The following is a 22926-nucleotide window of genomic DNA, read 5'->3' as shown; positions in this document are numbered from 1 at the left end:
CTGTGCCATCACGTTTCCCGCAGGCGCTCAGCGACCATCGGAAGCGAACAGGACCACGACAGACAGGAGCGACGCATGCCAGCAAGTTTCCACGACCATCTCAGCCGTCAGATCAATGAGCTGCATGAAGAAGGCCTCTACAAGCAGGAGCGCGAGATCACCTCGCCCCAGCGTGCCAGCCTGCGGGTCGCGGGCGGTGATGAACACGAGGGGCAAGGGTCGGAGGTGATCAACTTCTGCGCCAACAACTATCTGGGCCTGGCCGATAGCCCCGAGCTGATCGCGGCCGCGCAACAGGCGCTGGAGCGTGACGGCTTCGGCATGGCCTCGGTGCGCTTCATCTGCGGCACTCACCATCAGCATCGCGTGCTGGAAAAACGCCTCGCGGCCTTTCTCGGCATGGACGATGCCATCCTCTATTCCTCGTGTTTCGACGCCAATGGCGGCCTGTTCGAGACACTCTTCGGACCTGAAGACGCCATCATTTCCGATGCGCTCAATCATGCCTCCATCATTGATGGCGTACGCCTGTGCAAGGCCAGCCGCTATCGCTATGCCAACAATGACATGCGCGAACTCGAGGCCCGCCTCCAACAAGCGGACGCCGCCGGTGCACGCTTCAAGCTGATCGCCACCGACGGTGTCTTCTCGATGGATGGCGTGATCGCCAACCTCAAGGGCATCTGCGAGCTCGCCAGACGCTACGACGCGCTGGTGATGGTGGATGACTCCCACGCCACCGGCTTCGTGGGGGCCAACGGGCGTGGCAGCCACGAATACCATGACGTGATGGATCAGGTCGACATCATCACCACCACCTTCGGCAAGGCACTGGGCGGGGCCTCGGGTGGGGTGACAGCCGCGCGCGGGCCCATCGTCGAGTGGCTGCGTCAGCGCTCGCGCCCTTATCTGTTCTCCAACTCGCTGGCACCGCCCATTGTGGCGGCGACTCTCAAGGCGCTGGACAAGGTCGAGGACAGCGCCGAGGCGCGCCATCAACTGTGGGAGAACGTCGAACGCTTCCGTCGTGGCATGCAGGAGCCCGGCTTCACCCTCGCGGGTGCCGGTCACGCCATCATTCCGGTGATGATCGGCGATGCACGCCTGGCGGGCGACTTCGCCAATCGTCTGCTGGAGGCCGGCATCTACGTGATCGGGTTTTCCTATCCGGTGGTGCCCAAGGGGCAGGCGCGCATTCGCACCCAGATCTCGGCGGCGCATACTCCGGAGCAGATCGAGACGGCCATTGCCGCCTTCACGCGTATCGGCCGCGAGATGGGCGTGATCGACTCCACGACGGGAGGTGATATATGAAGGCGCTGGCCAAGCTCAAGGCCGAACCCGGGATCTGGATGACCGAGACGGCCGTGCCGGAAATCGGCCACAACGATGTGCTGATCAAGATCCGCAAGACCGCGATCTGCGGCACGGACATGCACATCTATCAATGGGATGAGTGGTCGCAGGCGACCGTGCCGGTGCCGATGGTCACCGGTCATGAGTATGCGGGGGAGATCGTCGCACTGGGCAGCGAGGTGCGTGGCTACGAGATCGGCGACCGTGTCTCAGGCGAAGGGCACATCACCTGCGGCCATTGCCGCAACTGCCGCGCGGGGCGTCGCCATCTGTGTCGCAATACCGAGGGCGTGGGCGTCAACCGCCCCGGCGCCTTCGCCGAATATCTTGCCCTGCCCGCCTACAACCTCTTCAAGCTGCCGGATGAGATCAGCGATGACCTGGCGGCCATCTTCGACCCCTTCGGCAATGCCGTGCATACGGCGCTGGCGTTCGATGTGGTCGGCGAGGACGTGTTGATCACCGGTGCCGGGCCCATCGGCATCATGGCGGCGGCGGTCATCCGCCATATCGGGGCTCGCCACGTGGTGATCACCGACGTGAATGACTATCGGCTGGCACTCGCCGAGCAGATGGGCGCGACCCGTACCGTCAATGTCAGCCGCGAATCCCTGAAAGAGGTGATGGCGGAGCTCGACATGCATGAAGGTTTCGATGTGGTGCTGGAAATGTCCGGCGTGCCCTCCGCCGTCGAGCAGATGCTCGATGTCATCAATCATGGCGGCAAGATCGCCATGCTGGGCATTCCGCCCGGCGAGATGGCCATCGACTGGACCAAGGTCATCTTCAAGGGGCTGACCATCAAGGGCATCTATGGCCGCGAGATGTTCGAGACCTGGTACAAGATGGCCAGCCTGATCCAGTCAGGGCTGGATCTCTCGCCAATCATCACCCATCGCCTGGGCGTCGCAGACTTCCAGCAGGGTTTCGAGATCATGGGCTCCGGTCAGTCGGGCAAGGTGGTGCTCGACTGGGGCTGAGGGCGTCTGCTCGGTTCAGTCTCCACGCAAGTCAGTCACCGCCTCGCGCGGCAACAGCCCGAAGGCCTCACCCATGCCGGGGACGGCAAGGCGCTCGAGGAACCATTTGAGCGCCTTGCCCTGACGACCACTGCGCCAGGCGAGCGAGAGATCGATCGGCGCGCGCTGCGTCTCAAGCTGCATCAGTGCCAGACTGCCCTCCTCCAGATGACGATGGATTCGATGCCGCGGCAGATAGCCGACTCCCAGCCCCTTGCGCTGGACCTCGATCTTCTGCGCCGTGGTCTTGACGATGATCTGGCTGCGGCCATCCAGCAAGCCGGAAGAATGGCCGGGCAGGCTGCGCGAACTGTCCGCCACGATCACGGTGGGATACTCCTGCAGCGCCTCGATATCAATCGGCTGCGCCAGCCGGGTCAGCGGATGATCTGCCGCCACGGCGAAGACCGGCTCTATTGCGCCGAACCGCCGGCACGCAAGCCCCGACACCGGTGGCTCGCCAGGCGCGCCGATCACCAGATCACAGCGATTATCGTGCAGCGCATCCCAGGCACCCGCCATCACCTCCTCGCTCAACACCACCCGCGTGCGCGGCTGGATGGCCTGGAATTCCTCCAACAGCGGATAGAGCGCCTCCGGATCAAGAATGGTATCGACGCAGATACGCAGCTCGACCTCCCAGCCCGCTCCCGCCTGACGCGCCAGCGCCGTCATCTCCTCGGTGGCCAGCAGAATGCGCCGCCCATGCGCCAGCACCAGGTGGCCCGCATCGGTCAGCTCGGCCTTGCGACGCGAGCGGTCGAACAGCGGCACACCCAGCTCTTCCTCCAGCTTCTGGACCGAATAGGAAATCGCCGAGGGTACGCGATGCAGTGTCTCGGCGGCCGCGGCGAAACTGCCCCGCCGCTCGATGGCATCCAGCACGCGCAGGGCGTCGAGTGTGATGGGTGAGACCATAATTCAAAAATTCTGATCATTGAGACCAGAATCCTCCATTATTTTTTTGATAAGCCTCATTCTATAGTAGCTCCATCATTCAAACACACTGATCTGAAAAACCTCATATCCCCTGATCACTGGAGCCACACATGTTCACGTCTGCCCTCTCTCGCCTGATGACCACCGATTCCAGCCTCGCAAGCCTGGTGCTGCGTGTCCCGACCGGCATCATCTTCATGGCCCACGGTTCACAGAAACTGTTCGGCGCCTTCGGCGGCTACGGCCTGGAAGGCACCGGTCAGTGGATGGCCTCCATCGGTATCGAACCCGGCTACCTGATGGCGCTGCTATCCGGTAGCGGCGAGTTCTTCGGCGGACTGGCGATCCTGATCGGCCTGCTGACACGTCCGGCGGCTGCCGTGCTGGCCTTCACCATGCTGGTCGCCATCCTGACCGTGCATATCGGCAATGGGCTGTTCGCGAGCAACAACGGCTATGAATACGCGCTGGCACTGCTGACGATCGCGGCGAGCCTAGCGATCACCGGCGGCGGCAAGCTGTCACTCGACCGCCTGCTGAGCCCGGTCAGGCACGATTCATAAGCCTGCTGAAGGCTGGCTATTCATCACTCAATTCGCGCCCGCACAGTCTCAGGAGGTTGCCATGCTCACGTTACGTCCCGGCAATGAACGCGGCCATGCCAGGTTCGCCTGGCTGGAGAGCCGCCACAGTTTCTCTTTCGCCAGCTACTACGACCCGGCTCACATGGGCGTCTCCGTGCTGCGCGTGATCAACGATGACCGCGTGGCGCCGGGCGCGGGCTTCGATCCGCACTCGCACAGTGACATGGAAATCATCAGCTATGTGCTGTCAGGCAGCATCGAGCACCGCGACAGCATGGGCTCACGACACACCCTGGGGGTGGGCGAAGTCCAGCTGATGAGTGCCGGGACGGGCATCGAGCACAGTGAGTACAACGCCTCGTCCCGCGAGCCCCTGCGCTTTCTGCAGATCTGGATCACGCCACAGGCCAAGGGGCTGCCGCCGCGCTATCAACAGCAGCCCTTTGCCGCCCGCGACGGTCTCACCCTGTTGATCGCACCACCGGCGCAAGCCGCGCCAGGGGTGCTGGCCATCAATCAGGATGCCCGGATGTATCGCATTGGCCTGCAAGGGGATGACGAGCAGCACACAGCACTGGAACAGCCTCTGGACACCGAGCGCCGCTACTATCTGCACGTAATCGAAGGGACCACGCGCGTGAGCACGGACGATGCGCAAAGTGTCTCGCTGGGCGCAGGCGACGCCGTGACGCTGGATCAGGTATCACGGCTCGCGCTGAGCGATGCCCACCGGCTGCATGCCCTGCTGTTCGACCTGCCCGCCTGAACCGTTGATGCTGATCTGTGCCTGATCACCAAAAATGACGCCGCCTCCTTGCCCAATCGATAAGGGTGAGGAGGCGGCGTCTTTCTGTCTGCCATTGCCAGCACGCAGCGATTGCCGAAGTGACTCACGGAGCGAACCATGGAACGACGCAACCCGTACAAAGTCACATGGTAGAGTAAGGCCTAAAGCGCAGAGTATGAAGCCGGCAGCCATTGCCGACACCTTCAGATGACGGAGACAGCGCCATGACGAATGAGACCATCATCGCCGCCGAGCCGCCTGAGACACTCAGGCTGCCAGCACCGGATCAGGTAGCGCAGACGGGCGATGGCAGCCGTCCACACCAGGAGGCCCTCGACGCCCATACCGAGGACTACTCGGAGGCCGGCTTCTGGCGCAAGGTGAGCGGCGCCGCCAGAAAAGCCGGCAAGCGCGTGCTCAACCCTGCATTTCGCATGTATTTCGCCGCCCAGGACCCCGACACGCCTCTCTGGGCGCGCACCACCATTTATGGAGCGCTGGGCTATTTCATCTCACCCATCGATGGTCTGCCCGACTTCACGCCGCTGCTTGGCTACACCGATGACCTGACGCTGATGGCAGGCGCCGTCGCCATCGTCGCCGCACATATCAAGCCGGAACACTCCGCGCGCGCGGAGACGACGCTCAAGCGCTGGTTCGATTGAGCTGGCGCCTCTTGCGAGCCTTCACATATATAAATGCAACAATATTCAACAAAAGTTAACAATGGTTGAAAGGCGTTGTCTGGCCCGTGTTTAGCCTTGTGACATGCGCATGTTACGGTGAGCGACAACTTCGCCACGCCCGAGAATTCGTCATATGCCCGTCACTCGAATGCCCATGCCATTGATGAAACTCGCTAGCGCGGGCATTGCCCTCATGGTGATGGCCGGCTGTGTGTCGCGCGCGCAGATCGATGTCCCGAAGGTCACGCCGGTGGAGGCGCAGGCCTACCAGCACAAGGTGTTCTATTCCGACGTCTATTACAGCCAGCCACAGGCCAACCTGTTTTCCGGCGCCGCCCAACAGGCCATGCAACCACTGGGCAACATCAAGCTGTCGCGCGCCTGTTCGCCGGCGATGACCCACTTCAATCAATTGCTGCGTGAGCAATTGCCCGCGTCTTCGCGCATCACCCATGATGCACGTGCCAGCGACTACCGCCTGCAGGTGGAAATCCAGGCCCATGAGAATCGTGGCCCTGTCTATCTTGATTACCTGATCGCCCAGAACCTGACCAAGAATCTGCTGACCTTCGGTGTCGCCAATGAAGATTTCGATATCATTGCCGATTTCGATGTCCAGTATCGTCTCTACGACAAGAACGAGCAGTTGCTATTCAGCAAGGATTACGCCGTTCAGGACTCCGTGCCGCACCAGGCAGGCAACTTCGACTTCGGAGATCGCATCTTCCTGCCGGCCCAGAACATGATGAAGAAGTACCTGCTATTGACGATGAATGACTTCTTCGTCAACGCCAGCCGCCCGAGCCCTGAACTTGCCGCCGTGCTCAGCGATAGCTGACAGCGAGCCAGATCCAGTACGCACTGGCAACACTCGACGTCATATACGTCACAACACGACAACGCCTCGCCAGTCATGCTGACGAGGCGTTGTCGTGTTTCAGGCCCCTTCATCCCTTCGCTATTGCCCTCGAGACTCACGCATCGTGTACCTCGCTGCATTCATCACGATCGCGAGCAGAAGGAAGGCGCTGGTTCAGGGTTCACGAGACGTCATTAACTTGTCTGTTCCGTCTGCTTCACCTGCGCGTCTCTTGAGGTGTCCTTGCGCAAGCCTAGCGGCATGCGCAGCAACACATCCGGGCGATTCTGCGCCAGGCTCAGCACCGTGATCGCGAGCAGAATCAGCGCCATGCCACCTATCTGCATGGCATCCAGCCCCTGTCCCAGAATCAACAGGCCGTAGAGAGTGGCAGTGATCGGCTCGATCATGGCGACGATGGAGGCGACCGACGGCAAGCTATGGCGCAGCCCGGCAATATAGCAATAGAAGGACAGGCCACCGCCCACCAGCCCGAACAGGATGAAGACCCACCACTCATCGGCGAAGGGCACCGCAATCGCCTGCCCCATGTCCGTGAATGGCACCATGATCAAGGTGCTCAAGCCCAGCGCGATGGCCAGGATGCCCGGCACACTGCCGTGCCGCGAAGCGGACTTGAAGGCAAAGATGAACACGGCATAAGACACGCCCGCCAACAAGCCAAAGGCGATGCCCAGGGGGGTGACAGAGGCAGAGCCGGATTGCAGCACGCCTGTCAACAATACAATGCCGATCATCACCACCACGATCGACCCCAACTTGACCGGCGTCGGTTTCTCGACCCGCGCCAGGAAAGAGGCGATATAGACAAAGATGGGCGCGCTGTACATCAGCGTGGCAGCCACCGCGACGCTGCTCTCATTGACGCTCTTGAAATAGAACATGAAATTGCCGGCGACACCCAGCCCCGCCAACAATGACCACCCCAACAGACCACGCGTGGAGTCGGCCGGGCGCTTGTGATAGCCCAGCAGAAACATCCAGCCCAGCATGCAGATGAACCCCACCATGGCGCGCCAGAACGAAATGACTTCGGCCTGCCAACCCCACGACATCAATTGACTTCCCAGCCCACCGGTAATCCCCCACTGGAGGGCTGCAAGAATGACCAAAAACGTGCCCCATTGTGCCATGCGCTCTCCATAGACGTGATTGATTGAGGAAAGACAGCGTAACAAGACACGCCCACACCCTGTAAATATACACAGCCGGCTTATTTGTACTTTCTTTTATTTAAAGGTATCCAATTGTTATACTCAATCATTTAACGAAAGTTAAACTTGAATACCTGTCGCCAATACATGACAGACATGACGGCTACTAGTGACTTGTCACTGAATCGTGCGCGACTTCTTGAATAATCAGTGGATATACCCTTGACTGAATAGGGCTTATTTGGCCCAGCATCTCGAGACAATGACGACCACCCCGAAGAGAGAAGTCACGCAAGCCAGCAAGGCGTGAGCCGCCCTTATGGCGCGCAAGACAACCCCACCCGACCAGCTTCTTGTTCGCCATTCCTCCTTCTATTGGGGCACTTGGGGCACGTGAAGTGCGTAACATGCAGATGTCATTGGCCGGACGCCCTTCCTGTCATGCTCAGGAAGCAGACGCCTCTCATCCGGTAAATGGCCGCCTTTTAGTCTAATAAACTGGCCTGTTGTGCGTGATGAGTGGGCTGCGATACTTCACAGAGTCATTGACTATCAATGAGTTGGCGAAAATAAACTTCACGATCATCACTGGTAATACCAGATGTCCTCAAGTAGCAGAAACAAATGGACTCTCTTACCTTGAGCTAGCGTCAGGTGCGACATAACCACGCACCCACCAACAACAAAGACTTATAAAACGACGTTCGCCACGCAACATAGGGAGAGTGCTGCACATGAATCAGTCGCTATTGGCACTATTGGCCTTTGTGCCATTGCTGCTCGCCGGGGTACTGCTGATCGGCTTTCGCATGGCCGCCCGCCTCGCCATGCCCATCGTCTTCGTGGTCACTGCACTGATCGCCCTGCTGGCCTGGGACATGACCTTCACTCGTGTCCTGGCCTCGTCATTCCAAGGGCTGATACTGACGGTCGCGATCCTGTGGATCATCTTCGGCGCCCTGCTGCTGCTCAATACTCTCAAGCATTCCGGCGGCATTGCCGCGATACGCAACGGCTTCTCCGGCATCAGCCCGGACCGCCGCGTACAGGCCATCATCGTCGCCTGGCTGTTCGGCTGCTTCATCGAAGGTGCCTCCGGCTTCGGCACCCCTGCCGCCGTCGCCGCCCCCTTGATGGTGGCGCTGGGCTTCCCGGCACTGGCCGCGATCGTGGTGGGCATGATGGTGCAATCGACGCCGGTCTCCTTCGGTGCGGTCGGCACGCCGATCGTGGTCGGGGTCTCCGGTGGCCTCGACAAGGCCGGTGTCAGCGAGACACTGGTCGCGAATGGCTCGAGCTGGGATGCCTACTTCCAGCTGGTGACCTCTGAAGTCGCCATCACCCACGGCATCATCGGGATCTGCATGCCATTGATCATGGTTGCGGTGATGGTGCGCTTCTTCGGCGCCAATCGCTCCTGGCGTGAAGGGCTGGAGGTCGCCCCCTTCGCGCTGTTCGCCGGTGTCTGCTTCGTGGTGCCTTACGTACTGGCGGGCATGCTGCTGGGGCCGGAATTCCCGTCGATGATCGGCGCCATGGTGGGGCTCGCCATCGTGGTACCCGCGGCGCGCAAGGGCTTCCTGCTACCCAGCAGAACCTGGGACTTCCCGAACGCTGACAGCTGGCCCGCGGAGTGGATCGGCAAGCTGGACATGACACTTGAGCCCGTCGAGGGCCGCAAGCCGCTCTCGGTCGGCATGGGGTGGTTGCCGTATGTGCTGCTCGCGGTGTTGCTGGTGATGTCGCGCGTCATCGCGCCGATCAAGGAGGCGCTGACCTCATGGAGCTTCGGCTGGAGCGGCATTCTCGGGGAGGCTGACATCTCTGGCAGTCTGCAGCCCTTGTACCTGCCCGGCGGTATCCTGGTGGTCGTGGTACTGCTGACCATCGTGCTGCACCGCATGCGCATGCGCGATGTCAGTGCTGCCGTCAGCGAATCCAGCCGCACCATCCTCGGCGCAGGCTTCGTGCTGCTGTTCACGATTCCGATGGTGCGCATCCTGATCAATTCCGGCGTCAACGAGGCGGATCTGGTGTCGATGCCGGTGGCGATGGCGCAGTTCATCGCCGATGGCGTGGGCGATATCTATCCGCTGTTCGCGCCGAGTGTCGGTGCCCTCGGGGCCTTCATCGCCGGCTCCAACACCGTCTCCAACCTGATGCTAGCCGATTTCCAGTTCAACGTCGCCCAGGCCCTGGGTATCTCCAGCGCCATGATGGTCGCCCTCCAGGCAGTCGGCGCGGCTGCCGGCAACATGATCGCCATCCACAACGTGGTAGCCGCCTCGGCTACCGTTGGCCTTCTGGGTCGCGAAGGCGTCACGCTACGCAAGACGATCCTGCCGACGCTCTACTACGTGATCTTCGCTGGCATCATCGGCATGATCGCCTTCCACGGCCTGGGGGTGGTCGATGGTTTGATGCGCTGACAAAGCGCCACGTATCACTGTGACATGCGACAGCAGGCCCGCATTGTATGCGGGTCTGCTGTCGCATGGAGATCATCAACAGAATATTGAATGTGTTTACTCCAGGGACCTGTTTATCAACAAGGCACGGCGTAATAAATTGCTCCATATCACCGAAACGGCAGCCTTCATGCCGCAAGTTTCTGGAGCAGACACCCCATGACCCACTCTGTATTGCACCCCACCCGATTACAGCAGACCCGGTTGCAGCAAGCCCGCGAGCTCGAACTGCCTTCCCGCGAAGCCATGCTGCGGCGCGCCCCCTCCGTCCAGCAATTCTGGGACAGCCATCGTCAGCTGCTGAGTGACGCCTGGCGTGAATGGGAAGCCGTCGAGCAAGACGACCTCGCCATCCTCGATAGTGGGTTGATCGACGAGGCGCTGCGCACTGCCGTCAAACAGGCGTGGGAGAATCCCGAGCGCGAGACGGACGTCAGGGCGCTGATGACAGAAGTCGCTACTGACGTCTATCAGTTCCAGCTCTTCGATGTCGAGCGCATTGCTGATCTGCGCAACATGCTGGAACAGGCATGGGACGCCGGCATTCCGCTGCGCCCGCCCTACGGCATCGTGCTCAATCGACGCGGCGCCATGCTCGACCGTCGCTCAGAGGGCTATCTGGCGATACCGACTTTCCAGGCGTTCTATCAGCAACTGCTGGACACTTACATGCGCCCGATCTCGCGGTTGCTGTTCCCGGAAATCATTGGCTACGACAGCCAGTCCTTCGGCTTCTCGATCCATTATCAGCCCACCACGGACGCCTCGATTCGGCCGCATACCGACGCCTCGTCCGTGACCCTCAACATCAACATGAACCTGCCCGACGAGACCTTCGAGGGCTCTGAACTGGACGTTCTGGACGCCGCGAGCGGAGACGCAGTGCGCTTCTCGTTCACGCCCGGCTCGGCCATGCTGCATCGCGGTAATGTGCCGCATGCCGCGCAGCCGATCACCAGCGGCCAGCGCTCCAACCTGGTGCTGTGGCTGTATGGTGAGCGAGGCCAGATACCGCCACAGGGCGTACAACGCCGGGCGATACCTGCCAGAAACCGCTGGGTCGCCTCGAGCGCCGAACAGGATGATTTCGCACCGTTCTGATGGCAAATACAGTGAGAAAAACGACAAAGGGGGCCTGGTTCAGGCCCCCTTTGTCGTTGTCATGCGCTCGATAACGCCGCTCAATCATCCGCTCATGACCACCTGATCATGGCCTCGCCTGCCATGACGGGAAAGCCGAGCAGGTCACGAAGGGTCGCGGCATCCGGCGAGAGAGTCAGCCAGCTCACGGCGGCGATATTGAGCAGTACCGCACACCAGAACACGAACTGGTAGCTTGTCTTGCGCGTCTTGTGGCGCAGGCTTTGCTGGGCGATCAGCGCGCCCGGCCAGCCACAGACAAGCTCCATCAGGTGCAGGGTGCTCTCGGCTACACGCCACTCACCCTGTGCGGCCGCTTGCTTGTCGACTCGATAGGCCAGATACGCCACCAGACTCATGCCCAGATACGCTGCAGGCAACATCCATGGCAGACACTCCTGCCACCAGCCTACCCCGAGCATGACCGCGACGACCAACGCCATCAGCCACGCAAACATCACACCAGCGGACGTACTCGAAGCTTCGGCCCCATGGGTGCGAAAGCGTGTGGCACGCGGACGATTGTCTCCATCCATGCCCAGCTGATAGTGCACCTGTGCATTGGCCCTTGGCCGCCCACGCCCCTGGTAGGCGCTGATGTGGACAAAGACATCCTTGCCACCCGACGCCGGGGTGATGAAGCCAAAGCCCTTGTCATCGTTCCAGCGCGTCAATCGTCCTTGAAGGTTCATCGTCTCATCTCTTCCCGGTCCGGCCCTTAGCCGATGAAGGTGCCCGTGGGGTTGCCGCCGCCCTTGCCACTGGAGCCACCATCGCCGTTGTCATCGTCATCTTTTTCATCTCTTTCAACTCTGTCACCCCTGCCATCCTTGCGCTCCCGCTCGTCACGCTGATCGCCCCAAGCGTCCTGATCCCGCGAGTCAGCGCCGCCTTGTCCATGGTCGCGGATATCGGGAGCAGAAGCCTTTTGCGAATTGGCGTACACGGCCAGCGCATCATCGGGATTGCGCCCCGAGACATGGGCCTGCTCTTGATAGCCCTGGGTTTCCAGCAGGCTCGCGTACCACTGGTTGCCCTTGAAGCTGATGGTCAGGTTCAAGCCCAGGAACAGGACGTTGGAAATCAGCTGCCCTTCCATGGTCGCGGGAATGAAGAGCGAGCTGAGTACGATGAAGCCGAACAGGCTGCCCGCCAGCAACCACATGCGCTTGTAGAGTGCCCAGAACATGCCGAAGAAGAACGCCGGCCAGGACCAGCCGATCTTGACGGCACGCGTGCCGTGCTGGGGATGGGTCAGAATACGAAATGAAGCCATCGAAGAGATCCTTGTCTATGACGCAGAGCCAGCCGTGAGCCGCCAGGGGCGCGGAACAAATGATATGCATCGTCCACTATACCGCTGCCCACTTGTCAGGACCATGAACCTCGCTGGCGCTATCTCACTGATTCTCCTCAAGCTTGTCAGCCGCGCGAGTGATCGAGCCATTCGCGCCTGACGACACAGCTCACAGCGTCTGGATGACCAGAGGCGCCTCTCCCGCCGGATAGGCACAGCACATCAACACCTGTCCCTTAGCCACGGCGGCCTGTGGCGGCTCGGGATACTGCACCTGCCCCTCGACGATTCGCAGTGCACAGCTACCACAGCGCCCGGAACGACAACTGGACATGGCATTCACGCCTGACTGCTCGGCCAGCTCCAGCAGGTTGCCCTGTTCGGGCGTCCACTGTCGTGTAATGTCCTCATCGCTGGAGGACGGCTGGCCAGGTGCCATGCGCGGCGTGAAGGTGACTTGGGCATGTTCCGGCAAGCTCGCCTGAAAGTCTGCCGATAGCGTAACCGCGGTTGCCTCCCCCTCCTCCAGTGAGCCAAGGCCGAAGAATTCGTGATGCAGTCGCTCACGCGGCAAGCCCAGTGCCATCAGGGCGGCGTATTGGGCGCGCATGAAGCCCTCGGAGCCACACAGATATACATGGCTCAAGGTAAGGCCCGGCAGATTGCCCGCCAGACTCACCAGCTCCAGCCTGCCCACTGACTGATGCCGCCCGGCCACGAGATCCGCCTTACTTGGGCGTGACAGGGCGATATGTACCTGCAACCACGCATGCACGCGCGACCAGCGCTCCAGCGTGTCGAGAAACGCCAGCTCACGCCCATTGCGCGCGGCGTGCACAAAGATCACCTCGCTGAGCGGGGTATTCCCCGCGTCTGCCTGCTGAACCAAGGCCTCCAACATGGCGATCATCGGCGTGATGCCGACCCCCGATGACAGCAGCACGATGGGCGTGGGGGAGTCCTGCAACATGAAATCCCCGGCCGGTGGCGTCGCTTCCAGCACATCGCCCACCGCGAATTCATCATGTAGCAGTCGTGAGGCGAGCCCCTTGGGGTCGCGGCGTACCGAGATGCGGTAGGCATTCTGTCCCGCCCGCCAAGCCTGCGAGAGACTGTAGCTACGCATCACCGCAATATCGCCTGACGACAGAGGTTGCTGTGGCTTGGAGGCCAGACGCAGGGTCAGAAACTGGCCGGCTTGATAGGCCGCGATTTTCGCCGATTCGCGAACCTGCCCCGCTTGCGGCCATGGCGTCAGATAAAAGGAGGTGATCGTGTCGCTTTCGCGCACTTTGTCGATGACGCGCAGACGTCGCAGCGTCGATGGCTCATCGTGCATTGCCGGCCAGTCACCGGTGAGCGCAAGCGATGGCGAGCGTTCAATCAGTTGCCCCTGGGCGGGCAAGGCATGCTCGACATGCAGTACCTGCTCCGGCACCACATCCACGATGCGCTCGGCGCCCTCGACCAGTGCTGCCCGCTGGGGGTTCCAGTCGACCCGAGCATGCCCCTTGAGCAACAACACCTCGCCCGTGATGAAGTCAGGAATCAACAGGCTGACCCGCGAATCCAGCTCGATATTGCCCAGGGTGTTGAAGAAGCGATTGCCGGCAAAATCGGGAAACGACAGGCTGCCATCGGCATTCATGTACAGGAAGCCTGGCCTGCCGCCACGATGCGAGACATCCACGCCGTTGGGCGCAGCGTCATCCAGCTCACCTGCGCGGGTCGCGATGAAGAAGGTGTCTGCCTGGGCCAGCAAGGCACGCGACACCTCATCGCTCAGTGCCACCTCACGGCTGGCGAGCAATTTGGTCTGCTCGCCAGCCCAGTCGATCTCACGTTGCTGGATGTATTGCGGACAGTTGCCGAAGCTCTGATCGACCCCTATCCGCAGCCCATCGGGCGCGATGTCTGCCACCGCGTCAGGGAAAAGCAAGGTGCCATTCAGACGATTGCGCCGCCGAGTGGCGAGGTCCAGTCCCAGCACGCCGACCTTGGTACCGGGAGTGAACTCCAGTCCCAGCAATTCCTCCAGCGCGGGTCGTGCATGCACCTGCAGCTCACCGGTCGTGGCATTGCAGAGCTGCCCGGGCGGCGCAAAGCTCACCACCGCCCACGGCCAACCGTCGCTGTCAGGCACGCCCATGAACAGCACCGGCAAGCTCGCGAAGAACGCGACATGCTGTTCAGGCAGCCGGTCGCGCACATAGGGAGCGACCTGCTCGAGATAATGCTCTGGCACGCCTGCGCGAGCCTGGACACGTCGCTCACCTGCATGAAACACCTGCCGCTGCTCTTTCATGGGCAAACCCTCAGGATGACAGGGAGGCTCAGGCCAGTACCGGGCTCGTCGCCATGCCCACGAACCCCGGCTCGGCTTCGATACGCGCGAGCCAACCACGAATGGCGGGATAAGAACTCAGGCTGACACCACCTTCCGGGGCATGGGCGATGTAGCTGTAACCCGCGATGTCGGCCAAGGTGAGGCGCTCCCTCACCAGGTAGTGACGCTGCTCCAGATGGGACTCCATGACGGCGAACAGGGCATGTGCGCGAGCGATGGCCTGCTCGTGCTCAAAGGGAGCACCGAACACGGTCACCAGGCGTGCCGTACAGGGGCCAGCGGCTATCTCACCGGCCGCCACCGAGAGCCAGCGTTGCACTTCGGCCGCCGCCAGTGCATCGCCAGGCATGAAACGCTGCTCGGCATCATAGCGGTGGGTCAAGTAGACGAGGATGGCGTTGGAGTCACTCAGGAAGAGGCCATTGTCCTCGATGGCCGGCACCTGTCCGAACGGACTGATCTTGAGGAAATCGGGCGCCTTGTGCGCGCCGTTGGCCATGTCGAGATCCACCGTCTCATAGGGAATGTCCAGCAGCGCCAGCATCAGCTCGACGCGGTGACAGTGGCCGGACTTAGGATTGCGGAACAGACGGATGGGAGCTGACGTAGCAGCAAAGCGTGGGTTCATGATTCACCTGACAATGTAAGGAAAGAGCCGAGAGCGGCAAGCGCAGTGCGCTGCAGGAAACGTGACTGGCGATGACGAATCAGAAGCCGAAATCGCTCAACCCCGGGTGGTCATCGGGACGACACCCGAGCGGCCAATGGAACTGCCGCTCGCTTTCAGCAATAGGATGTTCATTGATGCTTGCGTGGCGGTGGGTCATCAGGCCTTGTGCATCGAACTGCCAGTTTTCATTGCCGTAGGCGCGGAACCACTGGCCGCTGTCGTTGCGGTACTCGTAGGCATAACGCACGGCAATGCGGTCGTCTGCCGTCGCCCACAGTTCCTTGATCAGGCGGTACTCGAGCTCGCTTGCCCACTTGCGGGTCAGGAAGGCCACGACCTCATCACGCCCGGTCACGAATTCGGCCCGATTGCGCCAACGGGTATCCGGGGAATACGCCAGCGCAACCTGCTGGGGATTGCGACTGTTCCAGCCGTCTTCAGCGAGACGCACCTTCTGAGCAGCACTGTCCGGGGTGAACGGTGGCAAGGGATGACGTGGAAGATTGGCAGACATGGCAACGACTCCAGCGATTGGGGGGATCAGACACAGATTGGATAGGCGCCTCTCCAAGGTACTCTGCCCGCCATGCCACTAGAATCCTCACCAAACACAATTCATTATTCCAAACAATGACAATAATCGCTGTGAACAGGAGCCAGCAATGGACCGATTGCAGACACTGGAGGTCTTCGTGGCCGTGGCGGATACCGAAAGCTTCGCGGCAGGCAGCCGCGCGCTGGGCATGAGCGCTCCCTCGGTGACACGCGGCATCAATGCCCTGGAAGCCCGCCTGGGCGCACGCCTGTTCACGCGCACCACGCGCCGCGTGCGCCTGACCGAGATCGGTGAGCGATATCTGGAGGATGCACGGCGCATCCTGGCGGAACTTCAGGCAGCGGAGGATGGTGTCAGCGGCGCCGTGACACGTCCTACCGGCGTATTGCGCATCACCTGCCCCACCGAGTTCGGCCGCATACACGTGATGCCGCTACTGATGGAGTATCTGGAGCACTATCCCGAGATGCGCGCCGAAGTGGTGATGGTGGACCGCGTGGTCAACATGATCGAGGAAGGCTTCGATATCGCCGTGCGCATCGGCTCACTGCCCTCTTCGGGGCTCTCGGCACTTCGTGTGGGTAGTGTGCGACGAGTCGTATGCGGCTCACCGGCCTATTTCGCCCGCGAAGGCATTCCCACCTCATTGGATGCGCTGACCACACAGCGCGTCATCGCTTCAAGCACACTGAACAACGGAAGGGAGTGGCGTTTCGGACAGGAGATGGAGCAACAGGCAAGGGTAAGCGCACAGCTAACGATGAGCAGCATTGCCGCCTGCATCGAAGCAGCGCGTACTGGTTGGGGGATTACCCGTGTGCTGTCCTATCAGGTCGGCGATGACCTCGCAGCGGGACGTCTGCAGGCCGTACTGGAAGAGCTCGAGCCACCACCGTTGCCGATTCATTTGCTGCATAGCGAGGGGCGCGGCGCAGTGGCCAAGGTACGTACCTTTCTGGATTTCGCCGCCGAGCGCCTGCGCGCCAATCCCGTACTGAATCCCTCACCGTCAGCGCGATTGACCGACTGAGTCTGCCTATGGCGGGTTGAAGGCCGTCATGTCCTGTTGCAGCAGGCCCAACAGGCGGTTGGCGCCCCCGCTCAATTGCCGTCCCAGTCGGCTGATCAACTGCACATGGGGCGTGACGAACTGGGCTTCCTGCAACGGAATGCGGCACAGCCGTCCAGCATCGACCTCCTCGGTGACCACGAATTCCGGCAGCAATGTCACTCCGCCATGCAAGGCGAACTGCTTGAGCATGGCAATGGCATTGCAGGTCAAGGTCGGGCTCAGCATCACGCCCGCCTGATGCTCCGCCAATGTCACCAGTTGGCGAATGCCGAAAGACACCTCCGGCAGTGCCAGAGAGTGACTGGATAGCTCTCCAAGCGCCAAGGGCTCACGCGTTTCACCCGAGCCCGCCGCACACTGCTGCGCCAGCGGATGCGCTGGATTGACCACGGCGCACACCGGTTGCGGTCGCGAAACATGCGTGCGGATCTTGGGGTCACCCGCTGGGTGAAACACCAGCCCAAGATGCGCTTCATCCTCGACGACCTGACGGATCACCTCATTGGTTCCGCACAGATTCACCTTGAGCTCGATGCCCGGATAGCGCGCGGAAAAGCGGCTCAATGGCCCTGCCAGACCCTCGATGAATCCCTCGCCGATTGCCAACACCAGCGAGCCACTCTGCAGCCCTTTCAATGACTGCAATGACTCGAGTAGCACTTCCTGCTGTGCCAGGCGCTGTCGATAGTATTCAAGCACCCGCTCCCCGGCCTCCGTCGGCTTCACCCCACGCCTGTGCCGCTCCAGCAGCGGCATGCCCAGCTCATGTTCCAGCTGGGTGATCTGTCGACTGACCGCGGAGGGCGCCATATTCAGATAATCGGCCGCCGCACGCACGCTACCGAGTCTTGCCGCCTCAAAGAGATGCCCGATCCGCCGCTCCTGCACCTGACTCATGACGCCTCCAGCATTGCTTTTAAAGCAACATTAAAGTGAATTCTGGATTATTGCTGGAACGCAGAAGCCCTGTCCATACTCGAGTCACTGGGTGCTACTCCCCCTTTCACCACGACAGGAACCACACAATGACAACAACCGTCGGTGTCATCGGACTGGGCAACATGGGCGGCGGCATGGCCGCAACGCTTGCTCGCCATGACTTCCCCGTCTTCGGGTTCGATCTCTCACAGGCTGCGCGTGACAAGGCCGCTGCGGCAGGCGTCATACCGGTCAGCTCACTGGCAGAGCTGCTGGACAGGATCGACGTCGTGATCCTGTCACTGCCCAAGGCAGAGCATGTAGAACAGCTGTGTCTGGGCAAGGCAGCGGGACAGGCAAATGGGCTGGACGCCTCAAGTCTGATGGCCCTGGCCAGGCCGGGATTGATCGTGATCGACACCACCACCTCGACTCCCGAGACCAGCCGAAAGGTGGCGGCGGCGCTGGCGACTCGTGGTATCGACTTCATCGATGCCCCAGTGTCCGGCGGCCCCAAGGGCGCGGCGAGTGGCAGCATGTCGATGGTGATTGGCGCCGAGGAGGAAGTGCTGGCCCGCGCCATGCCGGTACTGGAAGCCATGAGCGGCAGCCGCGTACACGTTGGCAGCTGTGGGGCGGGCAACGTCGCCAAGATCGCCAACAACATGCTCGCGGCCTGTCATCTGATCAGCACGGCGGAGGCCGTCTCCATGGCCGCCAAGGCAGGCGTATCGCCGGAGAAATTGCTGGAAGGCCTTAACGCGGGTTCGGGTCGCAGTGGTGCAAGTCAGGTCATGTTCCCCAGCTGGGTGATCAACAAGGCCTTTGATTCCGGCTTCACCATGGGCCTGATGCGCAAGGATGTCGGGCTGGCCAGTGATCTGACGGCAGAACTGGGGTTGGCGCTTCCGCTCTCCAGTACCGTCGCGCAGCTCTGGGATGAGAGCCGCGCGACGCTGGATGACAGCGAAGACTTCTGCGCCATCGTGCAACGCACTGACCCGACCCTCTTTGGCCACGGAGAATAAGCCATGCTGACCCACGACATGACCCCGGCATTCTCAACGACTCAACGTATCGCCGAGTTGATGCAGAATTTTCAGAACAGCAGCCAATCTCATGACGACAGTTTTATCGTCAGCAGCCTGATCGGTGGTGAGTTCATCACCGGCACGCGTGAGCCCATCGAGGTGCGCAACGCTCACGATGACAGCCTGATGCTGTCCTTCCCGGATGCCGATGCGTCTCAGGTCGCGCTTGCCAATGCCGCCACGCGCCAGGCACAACCGCAGTGGGCTGCCATGACCGCCCAGGCGCGTGGGCGCGTCATCTACCAGATAGGCAGCCTGATTCGTGAGCAGGCCGAGACACTGGCCGAGCTCGAGGCGCTGAGCGCCAACAAGCCGATTCGTGATGCTCGCGTCGAGGTGGCCAAGGTCGCCGAGATGTTCGAGTACTACGCGGGCTGGGCAGACAAGCTGCACGGAGAGGTAATTCCGGTACCGACCTCACACCTCAACTACGTGACCTATGAGCCGCTGGGTACCGTGCTGCAGATCACGCCGTGGAATGCGCCGATCTTCACCGCCGGCTGGCAGATAGCCCCGGCCATCACTGCCGGAAATGCGGTGATCCTCAAGCCATCGGAACTGACAGCGCTGTCTTCACTGGCCCTTGGCGTCTTGATCGAGCGCGCCGGCGTGCCGCGCGGGCTGGTCAATGTCATCGCGGGCCATGGCCATAGCATCGGTCAGGCCTTCATCGCCGAGGGTGACATTCGCAAGGTGGTGTTCGTCGGCTCCCCCGCGACTGGCCGCCATATCGCCACCGCCGCGGCACAGCGCTGCATTCCCAGCGTGCTGGAGCTGGGTGGCAAGTCGGCCAATATCGTCTTCGAGGATGCCGATCTCGAGGTCGCCCTGCGTGGCGCTCAGGCGGCCATCTTCTCCGGCGCTGGTCAGAGCTGCGTGTCGGGTTCGCGCCTGCTGGTACAGGCCTCGATCTTCGACAAGTTCACCACTGCGCTGGCTGAGGCCGCCACGCAATTTACGCTCGGTGACCCGCAGGACCCGGCTACCCAGATCGGCCCGATCAACAACGCAAAACAATACCAGCATGTGAAATCGATGCTTGCCGGGGCCATCGAGGATGGCGCGCGTCTAGCCGACACCTCGACGGACCCCGTCCCGGACACCGGCGGCTATCATGTCGCGCCGACGGTCCTGCTGGGCGACAACGCCATGACCTGCGCGCAGGAGGAGATCTTCGGTCCGGTCGTGGTCGCCATACCGTTCGAGGATGAAGCCGACGCCATCCGCATCGCCAATGACAGTCGCTTCGGGCTGGCCGGCGCCGTCTGGACACGTGATGTCGGTCGCGCGCACCGCGTGGCGCGTCAGGTACGTGCGGGTACCTTCTGGGTTAATGGCTACAAGACCATCCATGTGAGCTCGCCCTTCGGGGGCTACGGCGAGAGTGGCTATGGCCGCTCCTCCGGGCTGGATGCACTGCGCGAATACAGCGAAGTGAAGAGCATCTGGGTCGAGACGGCAGCCGAACCGGCCGCCAGCTTCGGCTATGGGGCGAGCCTGGAGTAGCGAGATGTGATCGTGTTGCCTGTCAGCAGGGCAGCACTCAAGACAAGCAGTGGTTAACGAGATGCATGGCCTTGAAATGCCATGCATCTTTACTCTCTCCCCGCATGACACCGCAAGGCGCCGTGGATTTCCCACCACGGCGCCTTGCGGCGTTTGACGGCATGCGCCAGCATCGACTTCCGACTTCTGTTTTACGAATTCTGAGTTCCAGCGTCGCGGCCAGTGGCAAGCAGTGCTCCCGTGACAAGCAGTACTCCCGAGACAAGGCATCCGTCCATCGCCCCCGACGACACAAGGATACGTGAATGCATGTCAAGACCGACTTCCCCCATCGCGTCCGCGAGATCGAGCACACGCTGATTCCGCTCTCTGATGGCACCCAACTGGCTGCGCGTATCTGGCTGCCGGAAGGGGCGGAACAGGCGCCGGTACCGGCCATCCTCGAATACCTGCCCTACCGCAAGAGTGACGGCACCGCACCGCGCGATGCGCTCACCCACCCGTACTTCGCTGGCCACGGCTATGCCTCAGTGCGCGTCGACATGCGCGGCAACGGCGAGTCTGATGGACTGATGGACTGATGGAAGATGAATATCTGCCGCTGGAGCAGTCCGATGCGCTGGAGGTGATCGACTGGATCGCCAATCAGCCGTGGTGTACCGGCAAGCTCGGCATGATGGGTATCTCCTGGGGCGGCTTCAATTCGCTGCAACTGGCGGCACACAAGCCGGAACCGCTCAAGGCCATCATCACCCTCTGCTCCACCGATGATCGCTACACCGATGACATCCACTACAAGGGCGGATGCCTTCTCAACGAGAATCTGGCCTGGGCCGCCACCATGCTCAGCTTCTCCGCGGCCCCACCGGCCCCGCGTCTGGTGGGTGATGAGTGGCGCGCCATTTGGCAGGAGCGCCTCGACGAGATGCCGCTGCTGGCCGAGACCTGGCTGTCGCATCAGCACCGCGACGAGTACTGGAAACAGGGTTCCATCAACACCGATTACGCCGATATCGAAGCGGCGGTCTATACCATCGGTGGCTGGGGCGATGCCTACAAGAACACCGTCGGGCGGATGATGGAAAACCTGAGCTGCCCGCGCAAGGCGCTGATCGGCCCCTGGATTCACAAGTATCCGCACTTCGCGGTACCCAATCCGGCCATCGGCTTCCTGCAGGAAGCGCTGCGCTGGTGGGACCACTGGCTGAAGGGTGAGGAAAACGGCGTGATGGACGAGCCGTCCGCCACCTTCTACCTGCAGGACTCCCTGCCGCCGAAGACGATGTATGCCGAGCGTCCGGGACGTTGGGTACAGACGGATGGCTGGCCCGCCAGCGATGTCGAGATGTACCAGATGTCTCTGAGCGAGTCAGGCCTGAGCGACAATGCACGCCAGGGCCAGCAGGCGCTGGCCAGGCCAGTCGTGGTGGATTCCCCGCTCACTGCTGGCCGTCATCAGGGCGAGTATTGCGCCATCTGGTTCGGGCCTGACCTGCCGGCTGACCAGCGTCTCGATGATGCGCTGGCCGTGTGCTTTGACAGTGAACCGCTCGAAGCGCCGCTGGATATCCTCGGCAAACCCAAGGTCACGTTGACATTGGCCAGTGACCAGAGCTGCGGCCAGCTGGCAGTGCGCCTGAGTGACGTGCAGCCGGATGGTCAGGTCGCACGCATCACCTACGGCGTGCTCAACCTCAACCTGCGCGATCACGACAATCCGCAGACACTGGTGCCGGGCGAACCCATAGAGGTGGAGCTTGAGCTGGACATGGCGGGCTATCAGATTCCGGCCGGCCACCGTCTACGCGTGGCGCTCGCGACCGCCAACTTCCCGATGGTATGGCCGGCGGCAAAGCGTGCGGCACTGACCCTGCAGCCGGGCCTGCAGTCACTCGCCCTGCCGGTGTTCACCGGCGAGGCCGCGGCCAATCCCTTCCAGCCACCGGAGTCCGCGCAACCGGCCAACATCAGCGAGCAGCGTGTTGCCAAGCCCAGCCGGAGCGTGGTCGAGGACGTGGCGAGCGGAGAGATCATCACCATCGTCGAGGACGACATGGGGGCGATGACCTTCGAGGACACCGGCATGCGGGTCGAGCATCGCTGCACCGAGCGCTATACCGCGCATCCGGAAGAAGCGGATCGCACGCGTGCCGAGATCGTCTGGCATTACCGCGCCGGACGCGATCAGCACGGGCGTGACAGTGACCTGGGCGAGACCACCCCGGGCCAGTTCGACATCCGTGTCGAAAGCCACTATCGCATGCGCTGCGACGCCGAGAACTTCTACCTCGAAGCTGAGCAGATCGCCTGGGAAGACGACAGAGAAGTCCATCGTCGTGACTGGCAGCGCACGGTGCCGAGAACCGCGGTGTAAGCGGACTGCGCCATGAGTTGAACGCACCACGAGCCTCACGGGTCGTCATGTTATCCTTGGCCGAGCCATTCCACGCACTGCT

The 22926-nt window shown here is 61.7% G+C and carries 21 protein-coding genes; 13 read left to right on the top strand and 8 right to left on the bottom strand.

Going from position 1 to position 22926, the window contains the following annotated elements:
• Positions 1-75 precede the first annotated feature (75 nt).
• Both QD208_RS03410 and tdh read left to right on the top strand, forming a co-directional pair.
• Complete coding sequence (locus tag QD208_RS03410) at positions 76-1314, top strand: glycine C-acetyltransferase (RefSeq protein WP_279835630.1); 1239 nt, start codon at positions 76-78, stop codon at positions 1312-1314.
• Entirely contained in the window at positions 1311-2336 is a 1026-nt protein-coding gene (gene tdh / locus QD208_RS03405) for an L-threonine 3-dehydrogenase (RefSeq protein ID WP_054557159.1), read from the top strand. The genes QD208_RS03410 and tdh overlap by 4 nt, the downstream gene beginning before the upstream one ends.
• 15 nt (positions 2337-2351) lie before the next feature.
• On the opposite strand, the gene QD208_RS03400 is transcribed toward tdh, so the two are convergent.
• Positions 2352-3293, bottom strand: a complete 942-nt coding sequence (locus QD208_RS03400) for a LysR substrate-binding domain-containing protein (RefSeq protein WP_279835627.1) — start codon at positions 3291-3293, stop codon at positions 2352-2354.
• Between the two features lie 131 nt (positions 3294-3424).
• On the opposite strand from QD208_RS03400, the gene QD208_RS03395 reads away from it, so the two are divergent.
• From QD208_RS03395 to QD208_RS03380, 4 genes are all read left to right on the top strand, one after another.
• Complete coding sequence (locus QD208_RS03395; RefSeq protein ID WP_279835626.1) at positions 3425-3877, top strand: DoxX family protein; 453 nt, start codon at positions 3425-3427, stop codon at positions 3875-3877.
• Positions 3878-3938: 61 nt separating this feature from the next.
• A complete protein-coding gene (locus tag QD208_RS03390) occupies positions 3939-4664 on the top strand; it encodes a pirin family protein (protein WP_279835625.1) in 726 nt (241 codons plus the stop codon).
• Positions 4665-4909: 245 nt separating this feature from the next.
• Positions 4910-5350 carry a YkvA family protein gene (locus QD208_RS03385; RefSeq protein ID WP_279835624.1) on the top strand — a complete coding sequence of 147 codons (441 nt, stop codon included), beginning with the start codon at positions 4910-4912 and terminating at the stop codon, positions 5348-5350.
• A gap of 175 nt (positions 5351-5525) precedes the next feature.
• Positions 5526-6209, top strand: a complete 684-nt coding sequence (locus QD208_RS03380; RefSeq protein WP_192839265.1) for a hypothetical protein — start codon at positions 5526-5528, stop codon at positions 6207-6209.
• 215 nt (positions 6210-6424) lie between these two features.
• On the opposite strand, the gene QD208_RS03375 is transcribed toward QD208_RS03380, so the two are convergent.
• On the bottom strand, positions 6425-7384 hold the full coding sequence (locus QD208_RS03375) for a DMT family transporter (protein ID WP_279835623.1): 960 nt from the start codon (positions 7382-7384) through the stop codon (positions 6425-6427).
• Positions 7385-8139: 755 nt separating this feature from the next.
• Between QD208_RS03375 and QD208_RS03370 the strand changes: the two genes are divergently transcribed.
• Both QD208_RS03370 and QD208_RS03365 read left to right on the top strand, forming a co-directional pair.
• Entirely contained in the window at positions 8140-9834 is a 1695-nt protein-coding gene (locus tag QD208_RS03370; protein ID WP_279835622.1) for an L-lactate permease, read from the top strand.
• Between the two features lie 198 nt (positions 9835-10032).
• A complete protein-coding gene (locus QD208_RS03365; protein ID WP_279835621.1) occupies positions 10033-10974 on the top strand; it encodes a 2OG-Fe(II) oxygenase in 942 nt (313 codons plus the stop codon).
• Between the two features lie 92 nt (positions 10975-11066).
• On the opposite strand, the gene QD208_RS17655 is transcribed toward QD208_RS03365, so the two are convergent.
• The 5 genes from QD208_RS17655 to QD208_RS03335 all read right to left on the bottom strand — a co-directional run bounded on the left by QD208_RS17655 (position 11067) and on the right by QD208_RS03335 (position 15841).
• A complete protein-coding gene (locus tag QD208_RS17655; protein ID WP_347881986.1) occupies positions 11067-11705 on the bottom strand; it encodes a cold shock and DUF1294 domain-containing protein in 639 nt (212 codons plus the stop codon).
• Between the two features lie 26 nt (positions 11706-11731).
• The gene (locus QD208_RS03350; RefSeq protein ID WP_279835620.1) at positions 11732-12289 is read right to left on the bottom strand and encodes a DUF2628 domain-containing protein; all 558 of its coding nucleotides are present in this window, start codon (positions 12287-12289) and stop codon (positions 11732-11734) included.
• A gap of 190 nt (positions 12290-12479) precedes the next feature.
• Positions 12480-14615 carry a 2Fe-2S iron-sulfur cluster-binding protein gene (locus QD208_RS03345; RefSeq protein WP_279835618.1) on the bottom strand — a complete coding sequence of 712 codons (2136 nt, stop codon included), beginning with the start codon at positions 14613-14615 and terminating at the stop codon, positions 12480-12482.
• 28 nt (positions 14616-14643) lie between these two features.
• Positions 14644-15285: a glutathione S-transferase gene (locus tag QD208_RS03340; RefSeq protein WP_279835617.1), complete on the bottom strand. Its 642-nt coding sequence runs from the start codon at positions 15283-15285 to the stop codon at positions 14644-14646.
• 79 nt (positions 15286-15364) lie between these two features.
• Entirely contained in the window at positions 15365-15841 is a 477-nt protein-coding gene (locus tag QD208_RS03335) for a nuclear transport factor 2 family protein (RefSeq protein ID WP_279835616.1), read from the bottom strand.
• Positions 15842-15989: 148 nt separating this feature from the next.
• Here QD208_RS03335 and QD208_RS03330 point away from each other — a divergent pair, with 148 nt between their 5' ends.
• The gene (locus tag QD208_RS03330) at positions 15990-16913 is read left to right on the top strand and encodes a LysR substrate-binding domain-containing protein (protein ID WP_279835614.1); all 924 of its coding nucleotides are present in this window, start codon (positions 15990-15992) and stop codon (positions 16911-16913) included.
• A 6-nt stretch (positions 16914-16919) separates the two neighbouring features.
• On the opposite strand, the gene QD208_RS03325 is transcribed toward QD208_RS03330, so the two are convergent.
• Positions 16920-17852, bottom strand: coding sequence for a LysR family transcriptional regulator (locus QD208_RS03325; RefSeq protein WP_279835613.1), 933 nt, complete (start codon positions 17850-17852; stop codon positions 16920-16922).
• 128 nt (positions 17853-17980) lie between these two features.
• Here QD208_RS03325 and QD208_RS03320 point away from each other — a divergent pair, with 128 nt between their 5' ends.
• From QD208_RS03320 to QD208_RS03305, 4 genes are all read left to right on the top strand, one after another.
• Positions 17981-18901 (top strand): NAD(P)-dependent oxidoreductase, encoded by a 921-nt coding sequence (locus tag QD208_RS03320; protein ID WP_347881985.1) that lies wholly within the window; start codon positions 17981-17983, stop codon positions 18899-18901.
• A gap of 3 nt (positions 18902-18904) precedes the next feature.
• Positions 18905-20470 carry an aldehyde dehydrogenase family protein gene (locus QD208_RS03315; RefSeq protein WP_279835612.1) on the top strand — a complete coding sequence of 522 codons (1566 nt, stop codon included), beginning with the start codon at positions 18905-18907 and terminating at the stop codon, positions 20468-20470.
• A 305-nt stretch (positions 20471-20775) separates the two neighbouring features.
• On the top strand, positions 20776-21051 hold the full coding sequence (locus QD208_RS03310) for a CocE/NonD family hydrolase (protein WP_279835610.1): 276 nt from the start codon (positions 20776-20778) through the stop codon (positions 21049-21051).
• Entirely contained in the window at positions 21051-22844 is a 1794-nt protein-coding gene (locus QD208_RS03305; RefSeq protein ID WP_279835609.1) for a CocE/NonD family hydrolase, read from the top strand. The genes QD208_RS03310 and QD208_RS03305 overlap by 1 nt, the downstream gene beginning before the upstream one ends.
• Positions 22845-22926 lie beyond the last annotated feature (82 nt).

The organism is Cobetia sp. 29-18-1 (assembly GCF_029846405.1).
GTDB lineage: Bacteria > Pseudomonadota > Gammaproteobacteria > Pseudomonadales > Halomonadaceae > Cobetia > Cobetia amphilecti.
Note: the sequence above shows the minus strand (reverse complement) of the source record. Positions and strands in the feature narration are given on the sequence as shown.